19 protein-coding genes are annotated in these 22,092 nt (G+C 66.2%); 12 read left to right on the top strand and 7 right to left on the bottom strand.

The window, feature by feature from the left end; genetic code table 11:
• The first annotated feature begins 52 nt into the window (after positions 1 to 52).
• The gene (locus AC0KVN_RS15355) at positions 53 to 943 is read left to right on the top strand and encodes a DUF3617 domain-containing protein (protein WP_483656202.1); all 891 of its coding nucleotides are present in this window, start codon (positions 53 to 55) and stop codon (positions 941 to 943) included.
• Between the two features lie 6 nt (positions 944 to 949).
• On the opposite strand, the gene AC0KVN_RS15350 is transcribed toward AC0KVN_RS15355, so the two are convergent.
• Together AC0KVN_RS15350 and AC0KVN_RS15345 are read right to left on the bottom strand one after the other, a co-directional pair.
• Positions 950 to 2,752, bottom strand: coding sequence for an acyl-CoA dehydrogenase C-terminal domain-containing protein (locus AC0KVN_RS15350; protein ID WP_483656201.1), 1,803 nt, complete (start codon positions 2,750 to 2,752; stop codon positions 950 to 952).
• Positions 2,753 to 2,809: 57 nt separating this feature from the next.
• Entirely contained in the window at positions 2,810 to 3,217 is a 408-nt protein-coding gene (locus AC0KVN_RS15345) for a MerR family transcriptional regulator (RefSeq protein WP_004210206.1), read from the bottom strand.
• A gap of 118 nt (positions 3,218 to 3,335) precedes the next feature.
• Between AC0KVN_RS15345 and AC0KVN_RS15340 the strand changes: the two genes are divergently transcribed.
• From AC0KVN_RS15340 to AC0KVN_RS15320, 5 genes are all read left to right on the top strand, one after another.
• Entirely contained in the window at positions 3,336 to 4,958 is a 1,623-nt protein-coding gene (locus AC0KVN_RS15340) for an NAD(P)/FAD-dependent oxidoreductase (RefSeq protein ID WP_435567200.1), read from the top strand.
• A gap of 118 nt (positions 4,959 to 5,076) precedes the next feature.
• Positions 5,077 to 6,108 (top strand): D-alanine--D-alanine ligase family protein, encoded by a 1,032-nt coding sequence (locus AC0KVN_RS15335; RefSeq protein WP_037515845.1) that lies wholly within the window; start codon positions 5,077 to 5,079, stop codon positions 6,106 to 6,108.
• Complete coding sequence (locus AC0KVN_RS15330; protein WP_435567199.1) at positions 6,108 to 6,914, top strand: NTP transferase domain-containing protein; 807 nt, start codon at positions 6,108 to 6,110, stop codon at positions 6,912 to 6,914. Before AC0KVN_RS15335 ends, AC0KVN_RS15330 begins: the two co-directional genes overlap by 1 nt.
• Before the next feature lie 3 nt (positions 6,915 to 6,917).
• Positions 6,918 to 8,009 carry a sugar-transfer associated ATP-grasp domain-containing protein gene (locus AC0KVN_RS15325; protein WP_435567198.1) on the top strand — a complete coding sequence of 364 codons (1,092 nt, stop codon included), beginning with the start codon at positions 6,918 to 6,920 and terminating at the stop codon, positions 8,007 to 8,009.
• Complete coding sequence (locus AC0KVN_RS15320) at positions 8,006 to 9,103, top strand: glycosyltransferase (RefSeq protein ID WP_435567197.1); 1,098 nt, start codon at positions 8,006 to 8,008, stop codon at positions 9,101 to 9,103. Before AC0KVN_RS15325 ends, AC0KVN_RS15320 begins: the two co-directional genes overlap by 4 nt.
• Here the strand turns inward: AC0KVN_RS15320 and AC0KVN_RS15315 are convergent.
• Positions 9,100 to 9,207, bottom strand: coding sequence for a helix-turn-helix domain-containing protein (locus tag AC0KVN_RS15315; protein ID WP_010339317.1), 108 nt, complete (start codon positions 9,205 to 9,207; stop codon positions 9,100 to 9,102). The genes AC0KVN_RS15320 and AC0KVN_RS15315 overlap by 4 nt on opposite strands.
• A gap of 165 nt (positions 9,208 to 9,372) precedes the next feature.
• Between AC0KVN_RS15315 and AC0KVN_RS15310 the strand changes: the two genes are divergently transcribed.
• Positions 9,373 to 10,341, top strand: coding sequence for a nucleoside hydrolase (locus tag AC0KVN_RS15310; protein ID WP_435567196.1), 969 nt, complete (start codon positions 9,373 to 9,375; stop codon positions 10,339 to 10,341).
• Between the two features lie 214 nt (positions 10,342 to 10,555).
• Here the strand turns inward: AC0KVN_RS15310 and AC0KVN_RS15305 are convergent, their stop codons facing one another.
• The 4 genes from AC0KVN_RS15305 to AC0KVN_RS15290 form a co-directional block, all read right to left on the bottom strand.
• On the bottom strand, positions 10,556 to 11,422 hold the full coding sequence (locus AC0KVN_RS15305; RefSeq protein WP_435567195.1) for a Rossmann-like and DUF2520 domain-containing protein: 867 nt from the start codon (positions 11,420 to 11,422) through the stop codon (positions 10,556 to 10,558).
• Between the two features lie 32 nt (positions 11,423 to 11,454).
• Positions 11,455 to 12,315 (bottom strand): class I SAM-dependent methyltransferase, encoded by an 861-nt coding sequence (locus tag AC0KVN_RS15300; protein WP_435567194.1) that lies wholly within the window; start codon positions 12,313 to 12,315, stop codon positions 11,455 to 11,457.
• A 68-nt stretch (positions 12,316 to 12,383) separates the two neighbouring features.
• Positions 12,384 to 12,515, bottom strand: coding sequence for a hypothetical protein (locus tag AC0KVN_RS15295; RefSeq protein ID WP_435567193.1), 132 nt, complete (start codon positions 12,513 to 12,515; stop codon positions 12,384 to 12,386).
• Between the two features lie 42 nt (positions 12,516 to 12,557).
• Positions 12,558 to 13,763 carry a TetR/AcrR family transcriptional regulator gene (locus tag AC0KVN_RS15290; RefSeq protein ID WP_435567192.1) on the bottom strand — a complete coding sequence of 402 codons (1,206 nt, stop codon included), beginning with the start codon at positions 13,761 to 13,763 and terminating at the stop codon, positions 12,558 to 12,560.
• Positions 13,764 to 13,989: 226 nt separating this feature from the next.
• Between AC0KVN_RS15290 and AC0KVN_RS15285 the strand changes: the two genes are divergently transcribed.
• The 5 genes from AC0KVN_RS15285 (at position 13,990) to AC0KVN_RS15265 (ending at position 22,005) form a co-directional block, all read left to right on the top strand.
• A complete protein-coding gene (locus AC0KVN_RS15285) occupies positions 13,990 to 15,684 on the top strand; it encodes a TonB-dependent receptor (RefSeq protein WP_483656200.1) in 1,695 nt (564 codons plus the stop codon).
• A 39-nt stretch (positions 15,685 to 15,723) separates the two neighbouring features.
• Positions 15,724 to 16,269 carry a hypothetical protein gene (locus tag AC0KVN_RS15280; RefSeq protein WP_483656199.1) on the top strand — a complete coding sequence of 182 codons (546 nt, stop codon included), beginning with the start codon at positions 15,724 to 15,726 and terminating at the stop codon, positions 16,267 to 16,269.
• Positions 16,270 to 16,291: 22 nt separating this feature from the next.
• Positions 16,292 to 17,383 carry a tyrosine-protein phosphatase gene (locus AC0KVN_RS15275; protein WP_435567190.1) on the top strand — a complete coding sequence of 364 codons (1,092 nt, stop codon included), beginning with the start codon at positions 16,292 to 16,294 and terminating at the stop codon, positions 17,381 to 17,383.
• 120 nt (positions 17,384 to 17,503) lie between these two features.
• The gene (astD, locus tag AC0KVN_RS15270; RefSeq protein WP_435567189.1) at positions 17,504 to 18,916 is read left to right on the top strand and encodes a succinylglutamate-semialdehyde dehydrogenase; all 1,413 of its coding nucleotides are present in this window, start codon (positions 17,504 to 17,506) and stop codon (positions 18,914 to 18,916) included.
• 362 nt (positions 18,917 to 19,278) lie between these two features.
• Positions 19,279 to 22,005 carry a TonB-dependent receptor gene (locus AC0KVN_RS15265; protein ID WP_004210252.1) on the top strand — a complete coding sequence of 909 codons (2,727 nt, stop codon included), beginning with the start codon at positions 19,279 to 19,281 and terminating at the stop codon, positions 22,003 to 22,005.
• The last annotated feature ends 87 nt before the right edge of the window (positions 22,006 to 22,092 follow it).

The raw sequence follows: 22,092 nt of genomic DNA, 5'->3' as shown, positions 1-22,092 counted from the left end.
GCGGCGCGCTTCGGGTGATCCTTGGCCAAGGACAGGGCAGGAGAGGCGGGACATGCGACCGATCGCAACAGGCGCGTTGATGCTTCTCTCCCTGTCATCGCCGCTGAATGCGGTCGATGCCGACGATCCGATCGTGGTCACTGCCGCCAAGCTGCGCAAGGTCGGTATCGACTATGATGTGCGCGGCCGTGACCTCGTCCGCTGCACGATCACGCGCAGCAGCGGCGAGGATCGGGTCGATCAGGCGATGTGCGAGTTCGTGCGCCAGTGCGTGGCCGATGGTCATGGCCGGCGGCGCGAGGCGCAGGCCTGCGTCAGCGACCGGATCGCGGCGCTGGTCGATGCGGATATGGAGGCGGAGGATGTGGTCCTTGTTCGTCCCGCTGCGCTGGAACAGGCGCGGCAACCGGTCGCTTCGGTCGCGCTGCCCGGTCCGCAGATCAGCCTGCCGCCGGTTGAGCGGGATGCGGACATCCTCGTCACCGGATCGCGCTACCGGATCAGGCCGGGCCTGTGGGAGATCGAGAAGGGACGGATGTTCAGCCAGATGGTAGGGTGGAAGGTGATCGGTGCCCGCCCGCAGAGCAGCCCGCCGCCGGCACCGCCGGGCTATCGCTATCAGCTATGCCTCAGCCGCAGCGATGCGGAGACGCTGCAGCAATTTGTCGATGATCATTTCGAGCGCGAGGGGCTCAAGGGCTGCATGCTGGCGCGCATGGAGGTGGAGGAGGGGCGGCTGAGTGTCACCCGGTCCTGTCCGTCGCGCTATGGCAGCACCGACATGCGCCTGAGTGCAATATTGTCCGCCGAGACAATCGAGGGGGTGATGCTCGCAGCGACCGAAATGGAGCGCGTTCGCGAAGAGACGCGCTACCTGCTCAACGGTCGCCGCATCGGCGAATGCCCGCCCTCCCGGCCCGAAGGCGCGGCAGGGCGGGATTAAGGCTGATTAGGCCGCCAGGAACATGTCCGGGTCGAGCGCCATCAGCGTGTCGGCGCCGCCCTCGATCTTGCGACGGAGCGAACCGGCGTCAGGCATGATGCGCTCGGCAAAGAAGCGCGCGGTGACCAGCTTGGCTTCCAGGAAGCCGGCATCGCCTTCGCCCGCATCGATCAGGCCGGTGGCGGCCTTCGCCATGCGCAGCCACATCAGGCCGGTGGCGACGATGCCCAGGATGTGCATGTAATGATGCGCGCCGGCCCCGGCATTGTCGGGGTTCTTCATCGCGTTCTGCATCAGCCACATGGTCGCCGCTTCGAGCTGGCCCTTGGCCTTTTCGAGCGCATCGGCAAAGCTCGCCAGCTTCTCGTTGCCCTTGGCCTCGGCGATTTCGGTGGCCAGGATCTTGAGGAAGGCCTGGAGCGCGCGTCCGCCATTCATCGGCAGCTTGCGGCCGACCAGGTCCATCGCCTGCACGCCATTGGTGCCTTCGTAGATCTGGGCGATGCGGGCGTCGCGAACATACTGCTCGACGCCATTTTCCCAGATATAGCCATGACCGCCGAACACCTGCTGGCTCGACACCGCAACGTCGAACCCCTTGTCGGTGCCATAGCCCTTGATCACCGGGGTCAGCAGTTGCAGCAGATCGTCGGCCGCCTGGCGCTCTTCCTCGGTCGCGGCGCTGTGCGACAGGTCATGCTGCAATGCGCCCCACAGGATCAGCGCGCGCAGGCCTTCGGTCAGCGCCTTGCCTTCCATCAGCATGCGGCGGACATCGGGGTGGACGAACAGCGTGTCGGCCTTTTCTTCCGGTTCCTTGGGGCCGGTGAGCGCACGGCCCTGGCGGCGGTCCTTGGCATAATGGACGGCGTTCTGGAACGCGATCTCGCCCTGGCCAAGCCCCTGCAGGCCGACGCCAAGGCGCGCGGCGTTCATCATGATGAACATGGCGGCCAAGCCCTTATTCTCCTCGCCGACCAGCCAGCCCTTGGCGCCGTCATAGTTCATGACGCAGGTGGCGTTGCCGTGGATGCCCATCTTATGTTCGAGCGAACCGCAGGACACGGCATTGCGGTCGCCCAGCGAGCCGTCTTCGTTGACGATGAACTTGGGCACGACGAACAGCGAGATGCCCTTGCTGCTGTCGGGCGCACCCGGCGTCTTGGCGAGGACGAGGTGGATGATATTCTCCGCCAGGTCATGTTCGCCGGCCGAGATGAAGATCTTGGTGCCGCTGATCGCGAAGCTGCCATCGCCGTTCGGCACGGCCTTGGTCTTGATGAGGCCGAGGTCAGTGCCTGAATGCGGCTCGGTCAGGTTCATCGTGCCGGTCCAGACGCCCGACACCATGTTGGGCAGATAGGTGGCCTTCTGCTCGTCGCTGCCCTTGGCGATCAGCGCGGCGATCGCGCCGGCGGTCAGGCCATGATACATTTCGAACGCCTGGTTGGCCGACAGCACATATTCGGTGACGGCGGTGGCGACGACATTGGGCAGACCCTGGCCGCCAAATTCGGTCGGCGCGTGCAGCGTGGTCCAGCCGCCCTCGACAAACTGGTCATAGGCCGCCTTGAAGCCGGTCGGCGTGGTGACGCTGCCGTCGGCATGACGGGTGCAGCCTTCCTTGTCGCCCACGGCGTTGATCGGGAACAGCACTTCCGAAGCGATCTTGCCGCCTTCGGTCAGGATCGCTTCGACCAGGTCGGGGGTCGCATTCTCGAAACCGGGCAGATTGGCGTAGCGCTCCAGCCCGACGACATGGTCGAGCACGAAGCGGGTGTCGCGGACAGGGGCGTTGTAGCTGGGCATGAATCTTCTCCAGGCGTTTTTGTTCTGCTGCGGGGGAGCCGACGATGCGGCTCCGGCTTATTTCTCGATCGTTCCGATGAAGCTCGCCAGTTCGGCGATGGCGGCATCGATATCGTCCTTCTGGCGGGTCAGAAGGTCGATGCGCGCGCGGCACTTGTCGATCGTCACGCGGCGCTGTTCCTCATGCCCCTCGTCGGCGTCATAGAGGTCGATCATCTCGCGAATATCGTTGAGGCTGAAGCCCACGCGCTTGCCGCGCAGGATCCAGGCAAGGCGGGCGCGGTCGCGGCGCGAATAGACGCGGGCCAGGCCCTGGCGCTCCGGTGCGATCAGCCCTTCATCCTCATAGAAACGCAGGGCACGGGCGGTGACGCCGAACTCCTCGCTGAGGTCGGTGATGCTGTAGCTCTGCTGGTCACGGTCATCGGGAAGCTCGATGCCGGCAATGCTGGTGCGCGTGTTCATGAGCAAAGACTATGACGGCTTTACGTTTACGTCAAGGTTAGAAGATGCGCAGGACGATCGGCCGTGCCAGGGCCTCGGGGAATAGCATTTCGGGCGATTTGCGACTATGGGCGGCGCCATGATCCGTCTTTCCGGTTTGAAATTGCCCCTCGACCATCCGGCCGAGGCGATGCCCGTCGCCATCTGCGAACGCCTGGGGCTGGAGCCGCAGCAACTGCTTGGCCACAGCGTCGTGCGGCGCGGCAATGATGCGCGCCGCCGCAGCGCGATCCAGCTGGTCTATACGCTCGACATCGACGTGGCCGACGAGGCCGCGGTGCTGGAGCGCTTTGCCAAGGACCATGATGTCCGGCCGACGCCCGACACCAGCTACAAGTTCGTCGCCCATGTGCCCGACGGCTGGCAGGGCAAGCGCCCGGTGGTGATCGGGGCGGGGCCGTGCGGCCTGTTCGCCGGCCTGATCCTGGCGCAGATGGGGTTCAAGCCGATCATCCTGGATCGCGGCAAGGTGGTGCGCGAGCGGACCAAGGACACCTGGGGGCTGTGGCGCCGGGCCGAACTCAACCCCGATTCCAACGTCCAGTTCGGCGAAGGCGGCGCCGGCACCTTCTCCGACGGCAAGCTCTATTGCCGGGTGAAGGATCCCCGCTTCCTGGGTCGCAAGGTGCTGGAGGAGTTCGTCGCCGCCGGCGCACCCGACGATATCTTGTGGGAGGCGCACCCCCATATCGGCACTTTTCGCCTGGTCTCGATGGTCGAAGCGATGCGCAAGCAGATCGAGTCGCTGGGCGGCGAATATCGCTGGCAGCACCGCGTCGACGATCTGGTGCTGGAACGGCAGGGCGACGGCACGCAGAAGTTGCGCGGGCTGGTGCTGCACGACGGCAGCGTGATCGAGGCCGACCATGTGGTGATGGCGGTGGGCCACAGTGCCCGCCCGACCTTCGAGATGCTACACGGCAAGGGCGTGCATATCGAACCCAAGCCCTTCTCGATCGGCGTGCGGATCGAGCATCCGCAAAGCTGGGTCGACAAGGCGCGCTATGGCAATTGTGCCGGTCATCCCGATCTTGGGGCGGCCGCCTACAGCCTCGCCCATCACTGCGCCAATGGCCGGACCGTCTACAGCTTCTGCATGTGTCCGGGTGGCCGGGTGGTCGCCGCCACTTCGGAGGAAGGGCGCGTCGTCACCAACGGCATGAGCCAGTATAGCCGCGCCGAATTCAACGCCAATTCGGGGCTGGTCGTCGGCATCGATCCGGCGCGCGACTTCCCCGAGGGGCCATTGGCCGGGATCGAACTGCAGCGCCATTGGGAAAGCCTGGCCTATGTCGCGGGCGGTTCCTCCTATTGGGCGCCGGGGCAGACGGTGGGCGACTTCCTCGCGCATCGGCCTTCGACCCAGCTGGGATCGGTCGTGCCCTCCTACAAGCCGGGGGTCACGCCGACCGATCTGTCGCTCTGCCTGCCCGATTATGTGATCGAGGCGTTCCATGAGGCGCTGCCCGCCTTTGGTCGTCAGATCGCCCGCTATGACGATCCCGACGCGGTGATGACCGGCGTGGAAACCCGCACCTCCTCGCCGATCCGCATCACGCGCGGCAAGGATTTTCAGAGCCTCAACGTTGCCGGCCTCTACCCGGCGGGCGAGGGCGCGGGCTATGCCGGGGGTATCCTCTCGGCCGCGATCGACGGCATCAAGGTGGCCGAGGCGGTGGCTGTGCAGATGGTCCAGTCCTGATCTGCGACGGGTTTGACATCGCCCGGTCATGAAGCCGTCACGGCCCTGACCCGTCTTCGTCCCTTCGGCGTCATCGCACCGTCAATCCAGCGTAACGGGCGCGCGTTATTGCGGCGCCATGCTGAACCCGATCGACCGTTGCATGCGCATCTCCCCGGCCGACAAGGCCCGGCTGCGCCTCCTGTTCCTGGCCAAGCATGCCTGCAAGGGCGGCGGCGCCGACAGCGTGGATGGCAATCATGCCGTCTATCATCATGAGATGCGATCGACGCTGGAGGCGATCGGCCTCCATGTCGCGGTCGCCGACAGCTATGATGCGCTGTTCGACAAGCCCGATGTCGACTTCGTCGTCACCCTGCTCAATCGCGGCGGCTTCCAGAATAGCGAGATGCTGGCGCCGCTCCTGCTGTCCTGGCGCGGTGTGCCCTTCCTGGGGGCAAGCCCGATCGTCCGTGGCGTGTCCGACGACAAATATCTCTCCAAGCTGATCGCCCGCGCCCATGGCGTGCCGACCATGCCGGCGCGCATCCTGCGCCGCGGCGCGATGCCGGCCGGCCCGGAATTTCAGGCGGAACGGCTGGTGGTGAAGCCCAACGCCTCCTCGGCCTCCTGGGGCCTCGCAATGGTCGATAGCTGGGCGGAGGCCCATGCCCATGCCGATCATCTCCATGGCCTGGGCCATGACGTGCTGGTCGAGGCCTGGGCGCCCTTGCTCGACGTGGCCGTGCCGGTCGTCGGCGGCAGCGGTGGCCAGCCCTGGATTCTCCCGCCGATGATGTATGTGCCGGCCGATCCGCATCGCGAACGCAGCTATGAGGAGAAGCGCGGCCTGATCGATGCGGGCGATGATCCGCTGATCCTGGTCGAGGATCGCGACCTGCGCGCGCGGCTGGAGGATATGACCCGCCGCCTGCTGCCGGAACTCTGGCCGTTCGACTATGGCCGGTTCGAGTATCGCTACGATCCGGCGTCGGGCGAGCTGCTGTTCATGGAAGTGAACCTGTCCTGCAATCTCTGGTCGAAAAAGACGATCTCGCGCTCTGCCGCGTCGATCGGCGTCGATCATCAGAGCCTAGTCGAAACCATCGTCGCGCACAGCCTAGCCCGGCATGGCCTGCTGACCGAAATGCCGGTGCTGGAGGCCGCCTGATGCCCGGCACGGCAACGGCGCTGGTGCTTGCCGGCAAGCGCGACGGCGCAACCGATCCGCTCGCGCAGGCGGCGGGCGTTACCCATAAATGCCTGGTCCCGGTGGTCGGCCAGCCGATGCTGGTCCATGTGATCGAGGCGCTGGCGGCCAGCCCGCGCATCGGTGAAATCCGCGTCGCGATCGAGGATGTGGCGGTGCTCGATGCGCTGCCCCAGTTGCGCGGGCTACGGAATACCGGGCGGCTGGTGGCTATTCCTGCCCGGCCCAATCTGGTCGACTCCGTGCTGTCAGCCGCCGATGGCGCGCGCTTCCCGCTGCTCATCACCACCGCCGATAATGTGCTGCTGACGCCCGATGCGCTGGCCGAGATGCTGGACGGTTGCGCCGCGCAGGGCGCGAACGCCGGCGTCGCCTTCACCCGGCGCGCGTCGGTGCTGGCGGCCCATCCGCAGGGGCAGCGCAAATTCTATCGCTTTGCCGACGACGAATTTTCCAACTGCAACACCTATTGGCTGAAGGACGCAAAGGCGCTGGCGGCGGCCGAGACCTTCCGCACGGGCGGGCAATTCGTGAAGCATCCGATGCGGATCATCGGCGCCTTCGGCCTGATCAACCTGATCCGTTTCCGCTTCGGCATCGGCACGCTGGGCCAGGCCTTTGTGCGCTTCTCCCGCCGCTTCCGCATGGTGATCGCGCCGGTGATCCTGAGCGACGGCGCGGTCGCGATCGACGTCGACAATGCGCGCAGCCATGGCGTGGCAAGCGAATTGCTGGAGCGGCGGCTGGCGCGGGTCGAGGCGGCCTGACCCTTGTTCACGCTGCGTGCGCTGCCCCCGGCCGACGGCAATGTCCTGCTGGCGGCCTATCATGACGGATTGCGCCGCCACTGGTCGGTCGGTCGCCGAACCATCGCCCGCCTGATCGCAGCGAGCGGGCGGAGCGGCTGGGCCGCATCGGAACGGCGCCTGCTGTGCGAGACGGTGCGGGCGCAGGGGCTCAGCATGCGCGATCGCAAGGGGCTGCATCGGCTGCTCAATCCCGGTGCCTTCCCGGCCGAGGCCAATCCACTCAAGAACAAGCAGCTTTTCGCCCGCCATGCCGCTGCGGCGGGATTGCCGGTGCCCGACAGTTTCGCGCTGGAAACAAGCGATATCGCCAACTGGCTGAATCGCCAGAGCATCATCATCGCCAAGCCCAGTTACTGCTCCAAGGGGCAGGGCGTGGTGCGCTTCGCAAAGAAGGGTGGACGCTGGGAAGGGGCCGAAGGGCCGATCGCCGACGATGCGCTGCGCGCGCGCCTGCTGGCGCTCTGGGCGGCCGGCGGGGTGATCCAGCGCTGCCTGGCCACCCATGACGCGCTGGCGGACATGTCGCCCGGTGCACTGCCAACCTTGCGCGTGGTTACCTGCCTGGACGAGGTGGGCACGCCCGAGGCCTGCGCGCTGGCGCTGCGCCTGTCTGCTGGCGGCGGGCGACCTGTGGATAATTTCAATGCCGGAAACCTGGTACTATCGATCGACGCCGACGGACGCTGTGGCCCGGTATGGCAGGCGGGACCGGACGGCGCGCCGATCCGCTGCGACCGGCATCCGCTGACCGGCGCACTTATCAGCGGCCGGCCGGTGCCCGATCTCGACGCCGCCGTGGCGCTGGCGCTGCGGGCACATCTCGCTTTCCGATCGGGCTTTACCGTGATCGGCTGGGATATTGGCCTGACGCCGGACGGCCCGGTGCTGGTCGAGGGCAACTGGAACCCCGGCACCGATATCATGCAACTGGTGAGCGGCCGGGGGCTGGCCGACAGCCGGTTGGGCGCGCTCTATTGCCATCATCTGCGTCATCTGCCTTCGCAGCGCTGGCAGGCGGCCGGCGCGATCGAGCGCGACGCGCGCCGGGTGTGATCATCCTCTATGTCCATGCGCTGGCCGCGACCGGCGTGGTGCGCAATGTCCGTATCCTGGCCGCCGAACTGGCGGCGCGCGGGCTGGCGGTCGAACTGGTGACGGCGCTGCCGGGTGGCGAGGGCGTGACCGGCGTGCCGCATCATGCGCTGCTGGCCGGGCCGAACCCGTCGCGCCCGCGCGAAAAGGTGCAGGCGATCGCGGCGCTGCGGCGGCATCTGCGATCGCGGGGGCACGCGACGCTGATTTCGGCGGGCAATCATGGCCATGGGACGGCCTGGGCGGCGAGCCAGGGACTGCGCGACGTGCGGCGCATCTATCGCATCAGCAACGACATCATGCGGAGCGCGGCCGGTGCGCCGTCGGGCGGGCTGGGGCGCCTTGGCCGCACCGCGATGGCGCGGCTGCTGGCGCGCGACGCCGATCATCTGGTGCTGGTGTCGCCGACCTTGGCGGATACGCCTGCTTTTGCCGGCGCGGCGCGGGCGGGCAAGGTGGCGGTGATCCCCAATGGCATCGACGCCGATGCTGCCCGCTTCCTGGCCGATGGACCGGTGCCGCATCGCTGGATGGGCCGCGCGCCTCCGGTGATCCTGGCGATCGGCCGGTTGGCACCGCAGAAGAATTTCGCCACCCTGCTTGCCGCCTTCGCGATCCTGCGACGGCAAAGACCGGCGCGGCTCATCATCCTGGGCGAAAGCCGCGACCGCGCCTGCGACAGCCTGCGGGCGCAGGCGGCGGCGTTGGGCGTGGTCGAGCATATCGACCTGCCCGGCACGGTCGACAATGTCTTCCCCTGGCTCGCCCATGCCGATGCCTTTGTCCTGCCCAGCTGGTGGGAAGGATCGCCCAATGTGTTGCTGGAGGCGATGGCCGTGGATGTGCCGATCGTCGCGTCCCGCAGCGCCGGCAACGCCGTCGACCTGCTGGATCATGGACGCTGCGGTCTACTGGTCGACCCGGCCGATGCGGCGGCGATGGCCGATGCGCTGGCACGGCAACTGGACCTCGCCACCGCGATCCGCCCCGGCGACCGGATCGACCATTTCGGCCTGGACGCGCTGTCCGATGCCTGGGTGCGGCTGCTGCGCTAGGCGTTACGGAATTGCCGCGGCGTCTGCCCGGTCCAGCGTTTGAAGGCGCGGCCAAAGCTGGTCTGTTCGGCATAGCCCAGCCGCTCCGCCGTGGCGCTCGGCATTCCTCACCGGCCGGCCGCACCAATGAACGTGCTTCCAGGTCGCCGAAAATTGGGCCAGCGCGGGCTGCTCAGCCATCCATAGCGCTGGCCTATGGCCTACCTGCAAATCGCTATTTGACCCTTTGGCCGCCCCATGCCAGCCCTCGGCCCAGACAGGGGAGAGGCATGCGGACAGGGATCGATCGGCGCGGGTTCATCGCAGCGGGCGCCAGCCTGATGATCGGCACGGCCGCCCGATCCGCCCTGCCGGTGATCCGGCAGGCGCCCAAGGCGCGCATCATCATCGACAATGATTTCGCTGGCGATCCCGACGGCCTGATCGCGCTCGCGCATCAACTGGCGACGAAGGCGGCGCGGCCGGTGCTGGTCACGACATCGGCGCTCGACGCGAAGCTGGCGGCGCTGGGCGGACAACCGGCCGGCGCGACCGCTGCGGCGGGCAAACAGGCGGCGCTGGACCTGATGAAGATCATGGGGCTGACGAACCTCTGCCCGGTGATTGCAGGCAGCGAGCGCTTCGGCATCGCCGGGGCACAGGCGTCGGCGGCGGCACGGGCGATCGTGGCGGAGGCGATGCGGGACGATCCGCTGCCGCTCTTCTTCACCTGCGGCGGGCCGCTCACCAATCTCGCCCAGGCGCTGCAGCTGGAGCCGGCGATCGCCGATCGCATGACCCTGGTCTGGATCGGCGGCGCCGATTATCCGCAGGGCGGCACCGAATATAATCTGTCCACCGATCTGGAAGCGGCGCGTGTCGTGATCGAACGGAGCCGCATGCCGATCTGGCAAATTCCCGCCGGCGCCTATCGCCAGTTGCAGATGTCGGTGGCGGAAATGACGGCGACCTTGCGGCCGATGTCGGCGACGACATCATGGCTCTATGGCCGCTATGCCGATCTGCCGCCCTTCGTCCAGCTGGGCGGCGCCATCACCCTGGGCGACAGTCCGATGGTGTTGCTGACGTCCGTGTCTGCGGAGAGCAGCGCCTCCTCGGTCATCGCCGGACGGCGCCTGCTGGACGATTCCCGCTATGGCGCGGAAATCCCCGGCCGCTCGATCCGCCTCTTCACCCAGCTCGATGCGCGGCTGGCACTGGCCGATTTCCTGGCCCTGATGCGGCCGCGGGCAGGCTAGCGGGCGATCTCGATCCGATCGTCCACAACCCGCATCTCGTAGACATTTATCGGCGCCTTGGCCGGCGGGGTCATCGCGTGGCCGGTTTCCAGATATAGGTGTGCATGCGGTCCATCTGGGCCTGTCGGTCCTGGTTGTGCAGAAGGGACATCAATTTGGCGGCGCATCGACCGCTCGGGCGCGGTGGATAGCGGCTGGTCGACCACCCGGATGATCAACAGCCGCTTTGCCGGCTGAGATCGTCGCGCAGCGCGCTCTCGTCCCGGTCCAGCGCGTCGAGAGTCGCCAGCGCCATGGCGCGATAGGCTGGCAGCAGCTCGGGCGCATGCGCGCGCAGCGCTGTCAGATGGTTGCCGATCGTCTGACGGTCGCCGCGCAGCAGCGGGCCGGACAGGGCATGGATCCGGCGATCCAGGCTGTTGTCGAGCGCGGCCCGCACCAGTGGCGCCAGCAGCGCGCCGGGTTCCGCCACGCCGGCCGCGACCAGCGCATCGGCGGCACCGGCGATCAGCGTCACCAGATGATTGGCCGCATGGCACAGCGCTGCATGATAAAGGGCGCGATGCGCCTCCGCGACCTCGACCGCGACGCCGCCCAGCAGCGCGACCAGCCTGCGCGCCGCCGCGATCGCTAGCGCATCGGCGCCGGTGATGGCGAAGCGGGCGCCCCGCATCCGCGCGACTTCGGCGGCCGGATCGCCGGTGAAGGTCATCGCCGGATGGACGGCGGCGGTGGTCGCGCCCCGCGCCCGGAGCGGATCGAGCAGCGGCGCGCCGCTGCGCCCGCTGACATGGCAGATGGTGGCGGACAGGGGCATGGTGGCCAGGTCCGCGATCACCGCCGGCAGGGCGTCGTCCGCCACCGCCAGCAGTATCAGGTCGCAGCCGGATGACAGCGAAGGTGACAGGGTAACGGCCTGCGCACGGCCGATCGCCTCGACCGCAGCGGCGGCATGATCCGGATTGCGACCCTGCACCAGGATCGGCGCAGCGCTGTGCGGGGCCAGCGCCAGCCCCAGCGCGCGCGCGACCCGGCCGGTGCCGATGAGGCCGATCTGGCGATAGGCGGGATGCTCGGTCATGGCGCGCCTATATCCCGGCCGGTGCGGCTACTCTAGCCCGGATTGGTGGCGGTGACGATCCAGGCGGCGCCGTCGATCAGGATAGCGGTCTCGCCGGGCCGCGCGGCGAAGGCGCTGCGCACGGCCTGGGCGGCGCGATCCCGCACATCGGCAAGCTGATCGGCGAGCGCGCGGGAGAGCGGGCCGACCTCGAACGCCATGGCGAGGGCATCGTCCAGCGCTGCCTCGCGATTTGCGCCCTGGCCGAAGGGGATCACGCCATCGAGCGCAGTGAGGTCGATTTCGGCAAAGCCGGCCTCGGTCAGGATGCGCGTTACCCGTATCGGATCGCCGAAGGAGAAGGGGCCGGGCGCTTCGGGATCGGGCGGCGCCAGCGGCGGCACGATGTCGCGGATCGCGCCCATCGGCAGGCGCACCCAGTCATTGTCCGCCGCCGCGCGCCAGCAGACGAAGGCGATCCGTCCGCCCGGCCGCAGCCAGCGCCGCATATGCGCGAAACTGACCACCGGATCGTCGAAGAACATCACGCCAAAGCGGGAGAAGAGCAGGTTGAAGCCGTGGGTGGTCAATGTCGCACTGCCGGCATCGGCCAGAGCGTAGCGGACCGGCAGCTCGGTGGGCTGCTGCGATTGGGCGAGCGCGATCAGTGGCCCGGAAATGTCGAGGCCCAGCACTTCACCGGTCGCGCCGACCTGGCGGGCAAGGGCGATGCTGCTGGTGCCCGCGCCGCATCCCACGTCCAGCACGCGCTCGCCCGGCCGGGCGGCGGCAGCTGCCATCGCCGCATCGCCAAAGGGCGCGAGCATGGCGTCGAGCCGCTGCCGGTGCGTGACCCAGCGTTCACCGCTCGATCCGTTCCAGTCCGACACCTGATAGACATTGGGCTGCGCCATCTTCTTTCCTTTTTGCGAATCGTTCTCAAAAATCTAGTGGCTGGCGATCAACTTGCAAGAGCGGCTGATTACCAGATGACGCGACAGGCGATCAGGTCGTCAATTTCGCTGTCACTCAAGTCCAATATATCGCCATAGACCAGATGGTTATGCTCGCCGAGCAACGGCGCGCCACGGGTGATGCTGGCATCGCTGGCCATCGATCCGTTGCACGCGGCGGGATTGAGGCGCTTGATGCGCGCTCAGGCACTTTCCGACTGAGCCATATCCGCAGCGGTGCGCACCATCGTGCGCAGGTCCAGCATGGCCTGTGCGCCGGCTCTGGCGGCCTCGGCCGGCGTCAGGCCGAAACAGGTCTTGCGATGACCCGATATGACGCCGGAAAAGAGCGCGGCTTCCAGCGGCGCGACATCGCGGCCCAGGATCGCGCGGAGCAGGCCGCCGCTGGTACGACCGCGCCGATAGCGCAACTGGGGGGCGAAATCGCGCAGGTCGCCGTCGCGCGCAGCGGCCAGCATCAACTCGTCGATCGCCGGCAGGATACGGTCGTTGCGGGGCGGGGGATTGGAATAGCGCGCGAGCAACTGCTCGTCGGTCAATGTCGCTGCCTCCGGCACGGCGCCGCCGCCCGATTCCACCGCCTTGCGATAGATCATCTCGAACGCCGCGCGGACCAGCTCGGCGCTGGATCGGAAATTATAGGAGACGACGCCCAGCGTCAGGCCCGCCCGCGCGGCGACGGCGCGATGGGTCAGGGCCGCCATGCCCTCCTGCGCCAGCACATCGGCCGCCGCCTCGGCAATCTGTTCCATCGTGCCGCTGCTGATCGTCTGTTCGGGCAGGGCAAGATCGGCCTGTTCGCGGGCGAACTGACGCCAATGGCCGGCGCGCACCGGGCGACCGCACAGCCAGTCGCTCCAGCCGGCGCACATGTCGTCCAGCGCGGCGCGGTCGACCGGTCGGCGCCAGCGCATCAGGTGCAGCGTCGCTTCGCCATCGAACAGATAGGCGGTATGGGCGCCATGCCCCCCATGTCCGCAGCGGGTGCAGACTTCTTCCCAGAAGCTGCGCCACATCGCTGCCCAGCGATCGCAGACCGGCACATAGCGATCCTCACGCGCAGCGATCAACTGGCATTCGCGCCAGGCGAAGGCCAGCCGGCGTTCCTCCTCGCACCATTGGTCGATCAGCGCGGCGAGCAGGGGCGCGAAGGCGCCACGCGACAGGGGCGCGACCCCCTCCAGTTCCGCCAGCCGCGCCGCGCACCAGCGTTCCGACTCGCGCTGGGCCTGCTCATGTGCGGAAAGAAACAACCGTTCCAGTGATCCGAAGTGATGATAGATTCCGGATACGGGGGTCTGGGCCAGGCGGCTGATCGCACGGGCCGATGTGCCGCTCGCGCCATCACGTTCCCATAGGTCGATAACCGCCTCGATAAGCCGCGCCATTGCGCCGATTTCCGATGTTTTCCCCGAATGTGCAGCCGTCGCCATAGCGTCCTTTATGCCATATCCCCCCGAACTGGCAAAGGCTGCGTCGGGGCGATATCCGTGTCTCGCCGCTGTCATATTGCCGCTGATCCTGTCATCGAACTGAGATACATATGTAACTGCGGCTGCATACAGACGTTCTAACTGCCCCTCCGAATTCAACATCATTCGGGGGATACGCATCATGAAATGTTCGTCTGTCCTGCGCCGTCGCGCACTCATTCTGGCCGGCACCATGCTGATGGGGGCGGGGCTGATGGGGGCGGGCTTCGCGGCCCCGGCCCATGCGGAGGACGCGCCGCTTGACGAAGGAGATGCCGGCCTTGGTTCGATTGTCGTCACTGCACAGAAGACCGAGACCAATCTGCAGAAGACACCGATCGCCATTTCGGTGCTGGGCAGCGATGATCTCAAGGCGCGCAGCGTGGTGAGCCTGAAGGATCTGGGCGACGGTGCGGTGCCCTCGCTGCGCATCGCCCCCTTTGCGTCGCGCAATTCGGCGCTGACCGTCGGCATTCGCGGCATCGTGCCGTTCGACGCCAACCAGCCCAGCCGCGACGCGGGCGTCGGCATCTATATCGACGGCGTCTATCTCGGCCGCTCGCAGGGGCTGGGCACCGCCCTGTTCGACATCGAACGGATCGAGGTGCTGAAGGGGCCGCAGGGCACCTTGTTCGGCCGCAACTCGACCGGCGGCGCGCTCAGCATCGTCAGCAGGAAGCCGAGCGGCGAGTTTCACCTCAGCCAGACCATGGGCGTCATGAACTATGACGGCTACAAGGTCGAAACCCATCTCGACCTGCCCAGCTTCGCCAATTTCAGCGTCAAGCTGGACGCGCTCGTCACCAAGCGCGGCGGCACCACCGACAATCCGATGGCGGACGAGGAGGATTATAACCAACTCGACCAGCGCGGCATGCACGGCGCGATCCTGTGGGAACCGAGCAGCCGCTTCTCCGCCCAATATGATTTCGACACCTCCTACGACGCCAGCACGCCCTATTATTTCCAGATGCTGGGCAAGTCGGATCGTCTGCCGGTCGCGGACATGGTCGAGGTCCAGCCCGATCGGGCCAGGACCGCGGACATCGGCGTGCCGATCCAGAAGAGCATCGGCAAGACCCATGGCCATGCGCTGCATATGGACTGGCAGGTCGCCGATGGCATCAACCTGCGCTCCATCACCTCCTATCGTGAGCTGAGCCAGAGCCAATATGATAATGGCGGCGCGCATCAGGGGGCCTTCGCCCCCTATGCCAAGTTTGCGCGCTACAGCCTGGCGGGCCTCGACCAGAATCAGTTCAGTCAGGAAGTGCAGTTGGTAGGTTCGCTCTCGCGCGTCGATTTCGTCGCCGGCGCCTATTATTATCATGAAAAGGGCGAGGATTGGGCCTGGGCGCCCTACACCATGCAGTGGGGCGCAACTGCGGCCGACGCGCCGACCCGGCTGCCGACGCTGGATGCCGGGCAGGTCACGCCCTATCCCGATCGCGCCAGCGACGCCAAGGCAGACAGTTTCGCCCTCTATGGGCAGGCGACCTGGACCCCGGCGATCCTGGACGATGCGCTGCACCTGACCGGCGGCGCGCGCTACACCCGTGACAAGAAGAGCGGCGACCTGTTCAAGGTCAATGGCGTCGACAAGGATTTCCGCTTCGACATTTCCAGCAGCCGGATCGACCCGACCGTCACTCTGGCGTTCGACGCGACCGACAATATCCATCTCTATGGCAAATGGGGGACGGCCTATCGCGCGGGCGGCGCCAATTCGCGCTCCGTTACCTATCGCGCCTATAAGTCCGAGGAGGTCGAAACCTCCGAAATCGGCTTCAAGGGCGAGTTTCTCGACCATCATGTCCGGCTGAACCTGGCCGCCTAAAAGACGATCTACAAGAATCAGCAGATCGACTTCAACGCGGTGCTGTCCGAAGTGCCGGGCGGCCCGACCCGCACCACGATCGAGACCGTCAATGTCGACGGTCAGGGCACGATCAAGGGCGTCGAGGCGGATTTGGTAGCGATGCCGGTCGAGGGGCTGACGCTGACCGCCGCCTATGCCTATACCAAGGGCGATCTGGCACAGGCGGCCAACCCCTTTGCCGGCAATGCGCTGCAGACTGTGTTCGTGGTCTACACGCCCAAAAACGCCTTCAGCGGTGCAATCGACTATAGCCTGCCGCTCGACTGGGCGACGCTGCGCGCCCATGTCGATGCCAATGGCGGCGATGGCTATCATTCCCAGTCCAGCGACGCGGCGCTGACCGACTCTTCCTTCCTGGTGAATGCCCGCCTGTCGCTCGCCGACATCACGCTCAAGGGCGACGCCAAGCTCCAGATTTCGGCCTGGTCGCGCAACCTGTTCAACGAACAGCACACATTCTTCCAGACCGGCTCCTCGTCGCTGCAAATGGGCATTTTCAACGAACCGCGCACCTATGGCCTGGAAGCCACGGTCCGCTTCTAAAACAGAGGGAGAGAGAAAGATTATGCGCAAGATGATGATCCCCGCCGCGCTGGCGGCGCTGCCCCTGATGGTGCCGGCCGCAGCCCTGGCCGGCACTATCGCCGATCCGGTGGTGGAACGGGTGGCGCCCGACAAGCTGGCGATCCGCTGGAGCGATGCCGATCCGGTCGATCTGTTGCAGGCGGATCGCCCCGATGCCCCCATTGCCAATGCCACGCTGGTGGCGGCCGGGGACAAGGACGGCGTGCAGGAGGTGCAGGTGGCGCCGGGCACCCGGCCCTATTTTCTGCTGCGCGACAGCAAGAGCGGCGCGGTGACCCGCGTGGCCGAGCGTGTGCTGGTGATGGAGCAATCCTCCAACTTCCGGGATCTGGGCGGCTATCCGGCGGCCGGTGGCAAGCATGTCCGCTGGGGCCGGATCTACCGGTCGGGCGGGCAGGCTATGCTGACCCCGGCCGACGTGGCGCAGGTGAAGGCGCTGGGCGTCGCCAATCTGGTCGATCTCCGCTCGGATGAAGAGCGGCTGTTCGCGCCGACCAAGCTGGACGGCATTGCCTATAATGCGGTCGGCTATTCGATGGCCGCGATGATGCAGGGCATGAAGTTCGATGCCAAGAATATGGACATGGCCAAGCAGGCCGAAGCCTATGCCGGCACCTATGGCAATATGGCGACCCAGCTGAAGCCGCAGTTGCGTATCGTCTTCGCCCGCCTGCTGTCGAAGGACGGACCGCTGCTCTACAATTGCTCGGCCGGGCAGGACCGCACCGGCTTTGTCAGCGCGATGATCCTGTCGGCGCTGGGCGTGCCGCGCGACGTCATCTATCGCGACTATGTGCTCTCGACCCCGTCGCGCCGCCCGCAATATGAAGTGCCGCCGATGAGCGATGCCGTCGCGCAGAGCAGCCCGGTCGCCGGCATGTTCGCGCAGATGCAGAAGGGCGGAGCGATGGCCAAGGCCAATCCGCTGGTGCTGCCCGACGGCACGCCCTTCCTGACCTATGCCTTCGCCGAAATCGACAAGCGCTGGGGATCGGTGGATGCCTATCTGGCTCAGGAAATCGGCCTGACACCGGTGGACATTGCGGCGCTGCGCACCACCTATCTGGAATAGGCACCGCTTATTCCGGATCGGCATGAAGGGCGCGGCGGGATTCATTATCCCGTCGCGCCCGCAAGGCGCTAGGAGGCTGGAAAAGGGTGCGCTATCCTTGTCCCGCTTTCTGGAGGCCATATGATTTTCCGTTCGATCGACCCGGCCAGCGACACGCTCCTGTGGGAAGGGGAGGCGGCCGATGCCGCGACCTGCGCGGCGGCCGTCGCCCGCGCCCGCGCTGCCTTTCCGGCCTGGGCTGCGCTGCCGCAATCCGCGCGCGAGGATCATGTCCGCCGCTACAAGGCGCTGCTGTCGGACCGCAGCGACGCCTTTGCCAAGGCGATCGCGCGGGAGACCGGCAAGCCGCTATGGGAGGCGAAGACCGAAATAGCCTCGATGATCGGCAAGGTCGACATCTCGATCGCGGCCCAGGCGGAACGCGCCGGATCGCGCGAGCAGGCGACCCCGTTCGGTCGGGCGGTGCTGCGCCACAAGCCGCATGGCGTGATGGCCGTGCTTGGCCCCTATAATTTCCCCGGCCATCTGCCCAACGGCCATATCGTGCCGGCCCTGCTGGCGGGCGATGTGGTTATCTTCAAGCCGTCGGAACTGACCCCGCTGGTGGGCGAACTGATGGCGCAGGCGTTTCGCGACGCCGGCCTGCCCGATGGCGTCTTCACCTTGTTGCAGGGCGGTCGGGACACCGGCGCGGCGCTGATCGCGCAGGATATCGACGGCCTGCTGTTCACTGGATCGGCGGCGGCGGGCGCACATTTCTCCCGCGTGATGGCCGATCGGCCGGGCGTGATCCTGGCGCTGGAACTGGGCGGCCATAATCCGCTGGTCGCCTGGGACGGCGATGCGCAGGCGGTCGCCTCGATCATCGTCCAGTCGGCCTTCATCACTGCGGGCCAGCGCTGTTCCTGCGCGCGCCGGCTGATCCTGCCGCAGGGCGCGGTGGGTGACGCGATCCTCGACGCGACGGTGGCGCTGGCCCGGCGGCTGACGATCGGTGCCTGGGATAGCCAGCCTGAGCCCTATATGGGCGCGCTGATCTCGGCTGAGGCGGCGGCCCATGCCAGGGCGCGCCATGCTGCGCTGCTGGCGCTGGGCGGCACTGAATTGTTGTCGCTGGAACAGCCGGCGGACCTCGGCGCGGCTTTCCTGACGCCGGGCATGATCGACATGACCGGGGTGGAGGCGCCCGACGAGGAGATTTTCGCGCCGCTGCTGCAGGTGATCCGCGTCGCCGATTTCGACGCCGCGATCGCGGCCGCCAATGCGACCCGCTACGGCCTGGCGGCGGGCCTCATATCCGCTGACGATGCGCTGTGGGACCGCTTCCTGCTGGAAAGCCGCGCCGGCGTGGTCAACCGCAACCGGCCGACCACCGGCGCCAGCGGCGCGATGCCGTTCGGCGGTCTGGGCGCATCGGGCAACCACCGCCCCAGCGCTTACTATGCCGCCGATTACTGCGCCTATCCGGTCGCCAGTTTCGAGGCAGCGCAGGTGCTGGATCTGACCGCGGATATCAAGGGCTTGGCGGGCTAGTTCGCGCCGCAAGATTGACGGCGAAGGCGACAGGTCTTCGCCATTATCATGCCTGGCTTTCCGCTGCTCCGGCGGCGGGGGCATGTTGCGCTGTCAGCGCGAATCCCGCTGTCGCAACAGCCGTCCTCCATCACGCCATTGCCTTGGCGATGTTCCATATTGTGGAACCCTGTTTCGTTATCATGTCATTCATCGATGATATGGCTCGTTTCGTCGCAAAGGCGGCGCCATCCTTGTGTGTCCATATATAGATATGAACACCCAATATATGGGATATCAAAGGGTTGTCGCGGCGGGGTCTGGTCGCGGTCGACCTCAAACCCGTGCCCAAACGGGGGGGCACGCATAGGGAGGATGTTTAAGTGAGGTTTTCCAATTATCGCGCCTTGTTGTCGACGTCGGCCGTCGCCGCCGTCCTGCTGGGCGCCATGCCGGCCGCGGCACAAGACCAGCAGCAGCCCGAACAGCCCCAGCAGGCGCCCGAAGCGAGCAGCGAGGATATCGTCGTCACCGGTATCCGTTCCAGCCTTCAGGGCGCGCTCAACGCCAAGCGCAATGCCGCACAGGTTCTGGACGCGATTTCGGCCGAGGATATCGGCAAGTTCCCGGACAAGAATGTCGGTGAAGCGCTGCAGCGCGTGACCGGCGTCCAGCTGACCCGTTCCGACGGTGAAGGCTCCGGCATCACCATCCGCGGCGCCGATCCGTCACTGAACCGCGTCGAGATCAACGGCGTCACCGCCCTGTCCACCACCGTGGGCGGCGGCCGCGATGTCGATTTCCGCGATCTGCCCTCCGAATTCGTCAACCGCCTGGAAGTGGTGAAGTCGGCCACCGCCGACATGACCGAAGGCGGCGTCGGCGGCACCGTGCGCGTCATCACCCGCCGGCCGTTCGACAATGGCGGCAAGCCCTATCTGGCCGGTTCCGCCCAGGCCATCTATGCCGATATCGGCGACCATATGGATCCGCGCCTGGCGCTGATCGGCAGCGACACCTTCGCCAATGGCACGATCGGCGTGCTGGTGTCGGGCACGTTCGAGAACCGCAATGTCGAAAGCCATCAGGCGCGCACCACCGGCTGGGTCCAGCTGGACAGCGATCCCAATACGGCCGGCATGCAGGCCTACGACCTCAACAATGACGGCGTCGGCGATTTCTTCCCCGACATTCCGCGCTATGTCATCAACCGCCTGGAAACCCGCCGCTATGCGCTGAACGGCATCCTGGAATGGCGCCCGAGCGACGATTTCAAGGCCTATGTCGAAAGCAACTGGACCAAGTCGATCCAGTCGGTGACCTCGCAATATCTGCAGACCGGCACCAGCGGCGGCATCGTCGACACGGAAAACACCATCATCGGCCCGGACAATACGGTCGAATATCTGGTGATGACCAACAATACGTCGAAGGCGCAGACCAGCCAGCTGGGCGTGTCCTATCGCAACATTCTGGGCGACATCAAGCGTACCACCTATAATGTCGCGCTGGGCGCCGACTGGACGACCGGCAACCTGACGCTGACGCCGAAAATCTCGCTGTCCAAGGCCAAGGCCTATAATAACGAGATCAATGCGACCGCGGCCGTCACCGGCATGTCCAGCCTGATCGTCGACTATAGCAACGGCCAGAATGCGCCGAACATCATCCTGCCCAATGATCCGACCACTACGGCCGGCATCAACCAGCTGACCGTGCTGCGTCGTCCGCGCTATGACGACCAGACCGAGAAGATGGCCAAGCTGGACGCCGAGTACAAGACCGACGGCGGCCTGTTCACCTCGTTCAAGATTGGTGGCCAGTATCGCGACCTGACGGTCAAGAGCCGCTTCTACACCCGCACCACGACGCTCAACGGCTTCAGCGATCCGGCGGTGCAGGCACAGATCGACAGCATCGTCAGCGGCAATGCGGCGCTCGGCACCTCGCCCTTCTTCCATACCGGCAATCTGGGCTTCACCGGCGATTATAGCGGCTGGCTCAACATGACCCAGGGCGTGGCCGATGCGGTCGGCATTCCCGATCCGTTCGCGGAAGGCGGCTGCCCGGCCAATGCCGACGGCACCTGCCAGGTCTATACCGACACCTGGAAGGTCGGCGAACGCAACCTGGCCGGCTATGGCCAGGCCAGCTTCGCCTTCGACGTCGGGGCCGTGCCCGTCAGCGGCGTGATCGGCGCCCGCGTCGTCAATACCAAGGTCAACACTTCGGGCTATCTCAGCACCGGCGGCGTGATCTCGCCCGTATCCTATGACAGCAACAGCACCGAATTCCTGCCCTCGATCAACATGAAGGCGGAACTCATCCCCAACAAGCTGATGGCGCGTGCGACCGCGACCGAAGTGATGGCCCGTCCGCTGCCGCAGCAGCTGGCCCCGCGCTTCACCATCGACGTGGTCGGCCTGTCGGGTTCGCGCGGCAACCCGGATCTGCAGCCGTTCCGCGCCCGCCAATATGATGCGGGCCTAGAATATTATATCAACCGCACCAGCTTCGCGTCGGTCACCTATTTCCGAAAGGAAATCAGCTCGTTCATCCAGAACACGACCGAACCCTACACCGATGCCAGCGGCGTGACCTACACCATCACCGTGCCCACCAACGGCACGCAGAAGGTGACGATCAACGGCGTGGAAGCCGGCGCGCAGATCGCGTTCGACTTCATCGACGTGCCGGTGCTCAAGCAGATGGGCGTGGTCGCCAACTATACCTATTCCAAGGATAGCGGCTATGAAGGGAAGGATTATTTCACCGGCGATTCCCTGCCGTTCCAGGGCCTGTCGCGCCATGCCTACAATATCTCGGCCTATTATGAGGATGACGTCGTCAGCCTGCGGGGCGCCTATAACTGGCGGTCCAAATATCTGATCACGGCGCAGGGCCGCGGCAATAATCCCGAGTTCGGCGAAGCCTATGGCCAGCTCGACGCGTCGCTCAACGTCACGCTGATGCCGGGCATCTCGATGTTCCTGGAAGGCGTCAACCTGCTCGACGCGACGCGCAAGGAAAATGCCAACAGCGTCGAACGCCGCACCATCATCGAGACGGTCGGCCGCCGCGTCTATGGCGGTATCCGCTTCAAGCTCTGATTGGCGCTCATGGCCTGGCCTCCCCCAGGTCATGAGACAGGCTGCGGGTCGGGACATGCCCGACCCGCAGCATCATGTTTTCAAGAT

The sequence above is a fragment of the Sphingobium sp. SG1 genome (assembly GCF_057063145.1).
The sequence above is the reverse complement of the archived record's forward strand: the minus strand, read 5'-3'. Positions and strand labels throughout refer to the sequence as shown.

Coding starts and splice junctions, on each gene's coding strand:
- AC0KVN_RS15355 (WP_483656202.1), top strand. CDS start 53: ATGCGACCGATCGCAACAGGCGCGTTGATGCTTCTCTCCCTGTCATCG.
- AC0KVN_RS15350 (WP_483656201.1), bottom strand. CDS start 2,752: ATGCCCAGCTACAACGCCCCTGTCCGCGACACCCGCTTCGTGCTCGAC.
- AC0KVN_RS15345 (WP_004210206.1), bottom strand. CDS start 3,217: ATGAACACGCGCACCAGCATTGCCGGCATCGAGCTTCCCGATGACCGT.
- AC0KVN_RS15340 (WP_435567200.1), top strand. CDS start 3,336: ATGATCCGTCTTTCCGGTTTGAAATTGCCCCTCGACCATCCGGCCGAG.
- AC0KVN_RS15335 (WP_037515845.1), top strand. CDS start 5,077: ATGCTGAACCCGATCGACCGTTGCATGCGCATCTCCCCGGCCGACAAG.
- AC0KVN_RS15330 (WP_435567199.1), top strand. CDS start 6,108: ATGCCCGGCACGGCAACGGCGCTGGTGCTTGCCGGCAAGCGCGACGGC.
- AC0KVN_RS15315 (WP_010339317.1), bottom strand. CDS start 9,207: ATGCCGAGCGCCACGGCGGAGCGGCTGGGCTATGCCGAACAGACCAGC.
- AC0KVN_RS15310 (WP_435567196.1), top strand. CDS start 9,373: ATGCGGACAGGGATCGATCGGCGCGGGTTCATCGCAGCGGGCGCCAGC.
- AC0KVN_RS15305 (WP_435567195.1), bottom strand. CDS start 11,422: ATGACCGAGCATCCCGCCTATCGCCAGATCGGCCTCATCGGCACCGGC.
- AC0KVN_RS15300 (WP_435567194.1), bottom strand. CDS start 12,315: ATGGCGCAGCCCAATGTCTATCAGGTGTCGGACTGGAACGGATCGAGC.
- AC0KVN_RS15295 (WP_435567193.1), bottom strand. CDS start 12,515: ATGGCCAGCGATGCCAGCATCACCCGTGGCGCGCCGTTGCTCGGCGAG.
- AC0KVN_RS15290 (WP_435567192.1), bottom strand. CDS start 13,763: ATGGCGCGGCTTATCGAGGCGGTTATCGACCTATGGGAACGTGATGGC.
- AC0KVN_RS15285 (WP_483656200.1), top strand. CDS start 13,990: ATGAAATGTTCGTCTGTCCTGCGCCGTCGCGCACTCATTCTGGCCGGC.
- AC0KVN_RS15275 (WP_435567190.1), top strand. CDS start 16,292: ATGCGCAAGATGATGATCCCCGCCGCGCTGGCGGCGCTGCCCCTGATG.
- astD (WP_435567189.1), top strand. CDS start 17,504: ATGATTTTCCGTTCGATCGACCCGGCCAGCGACACGCTCCTGTGGGAA.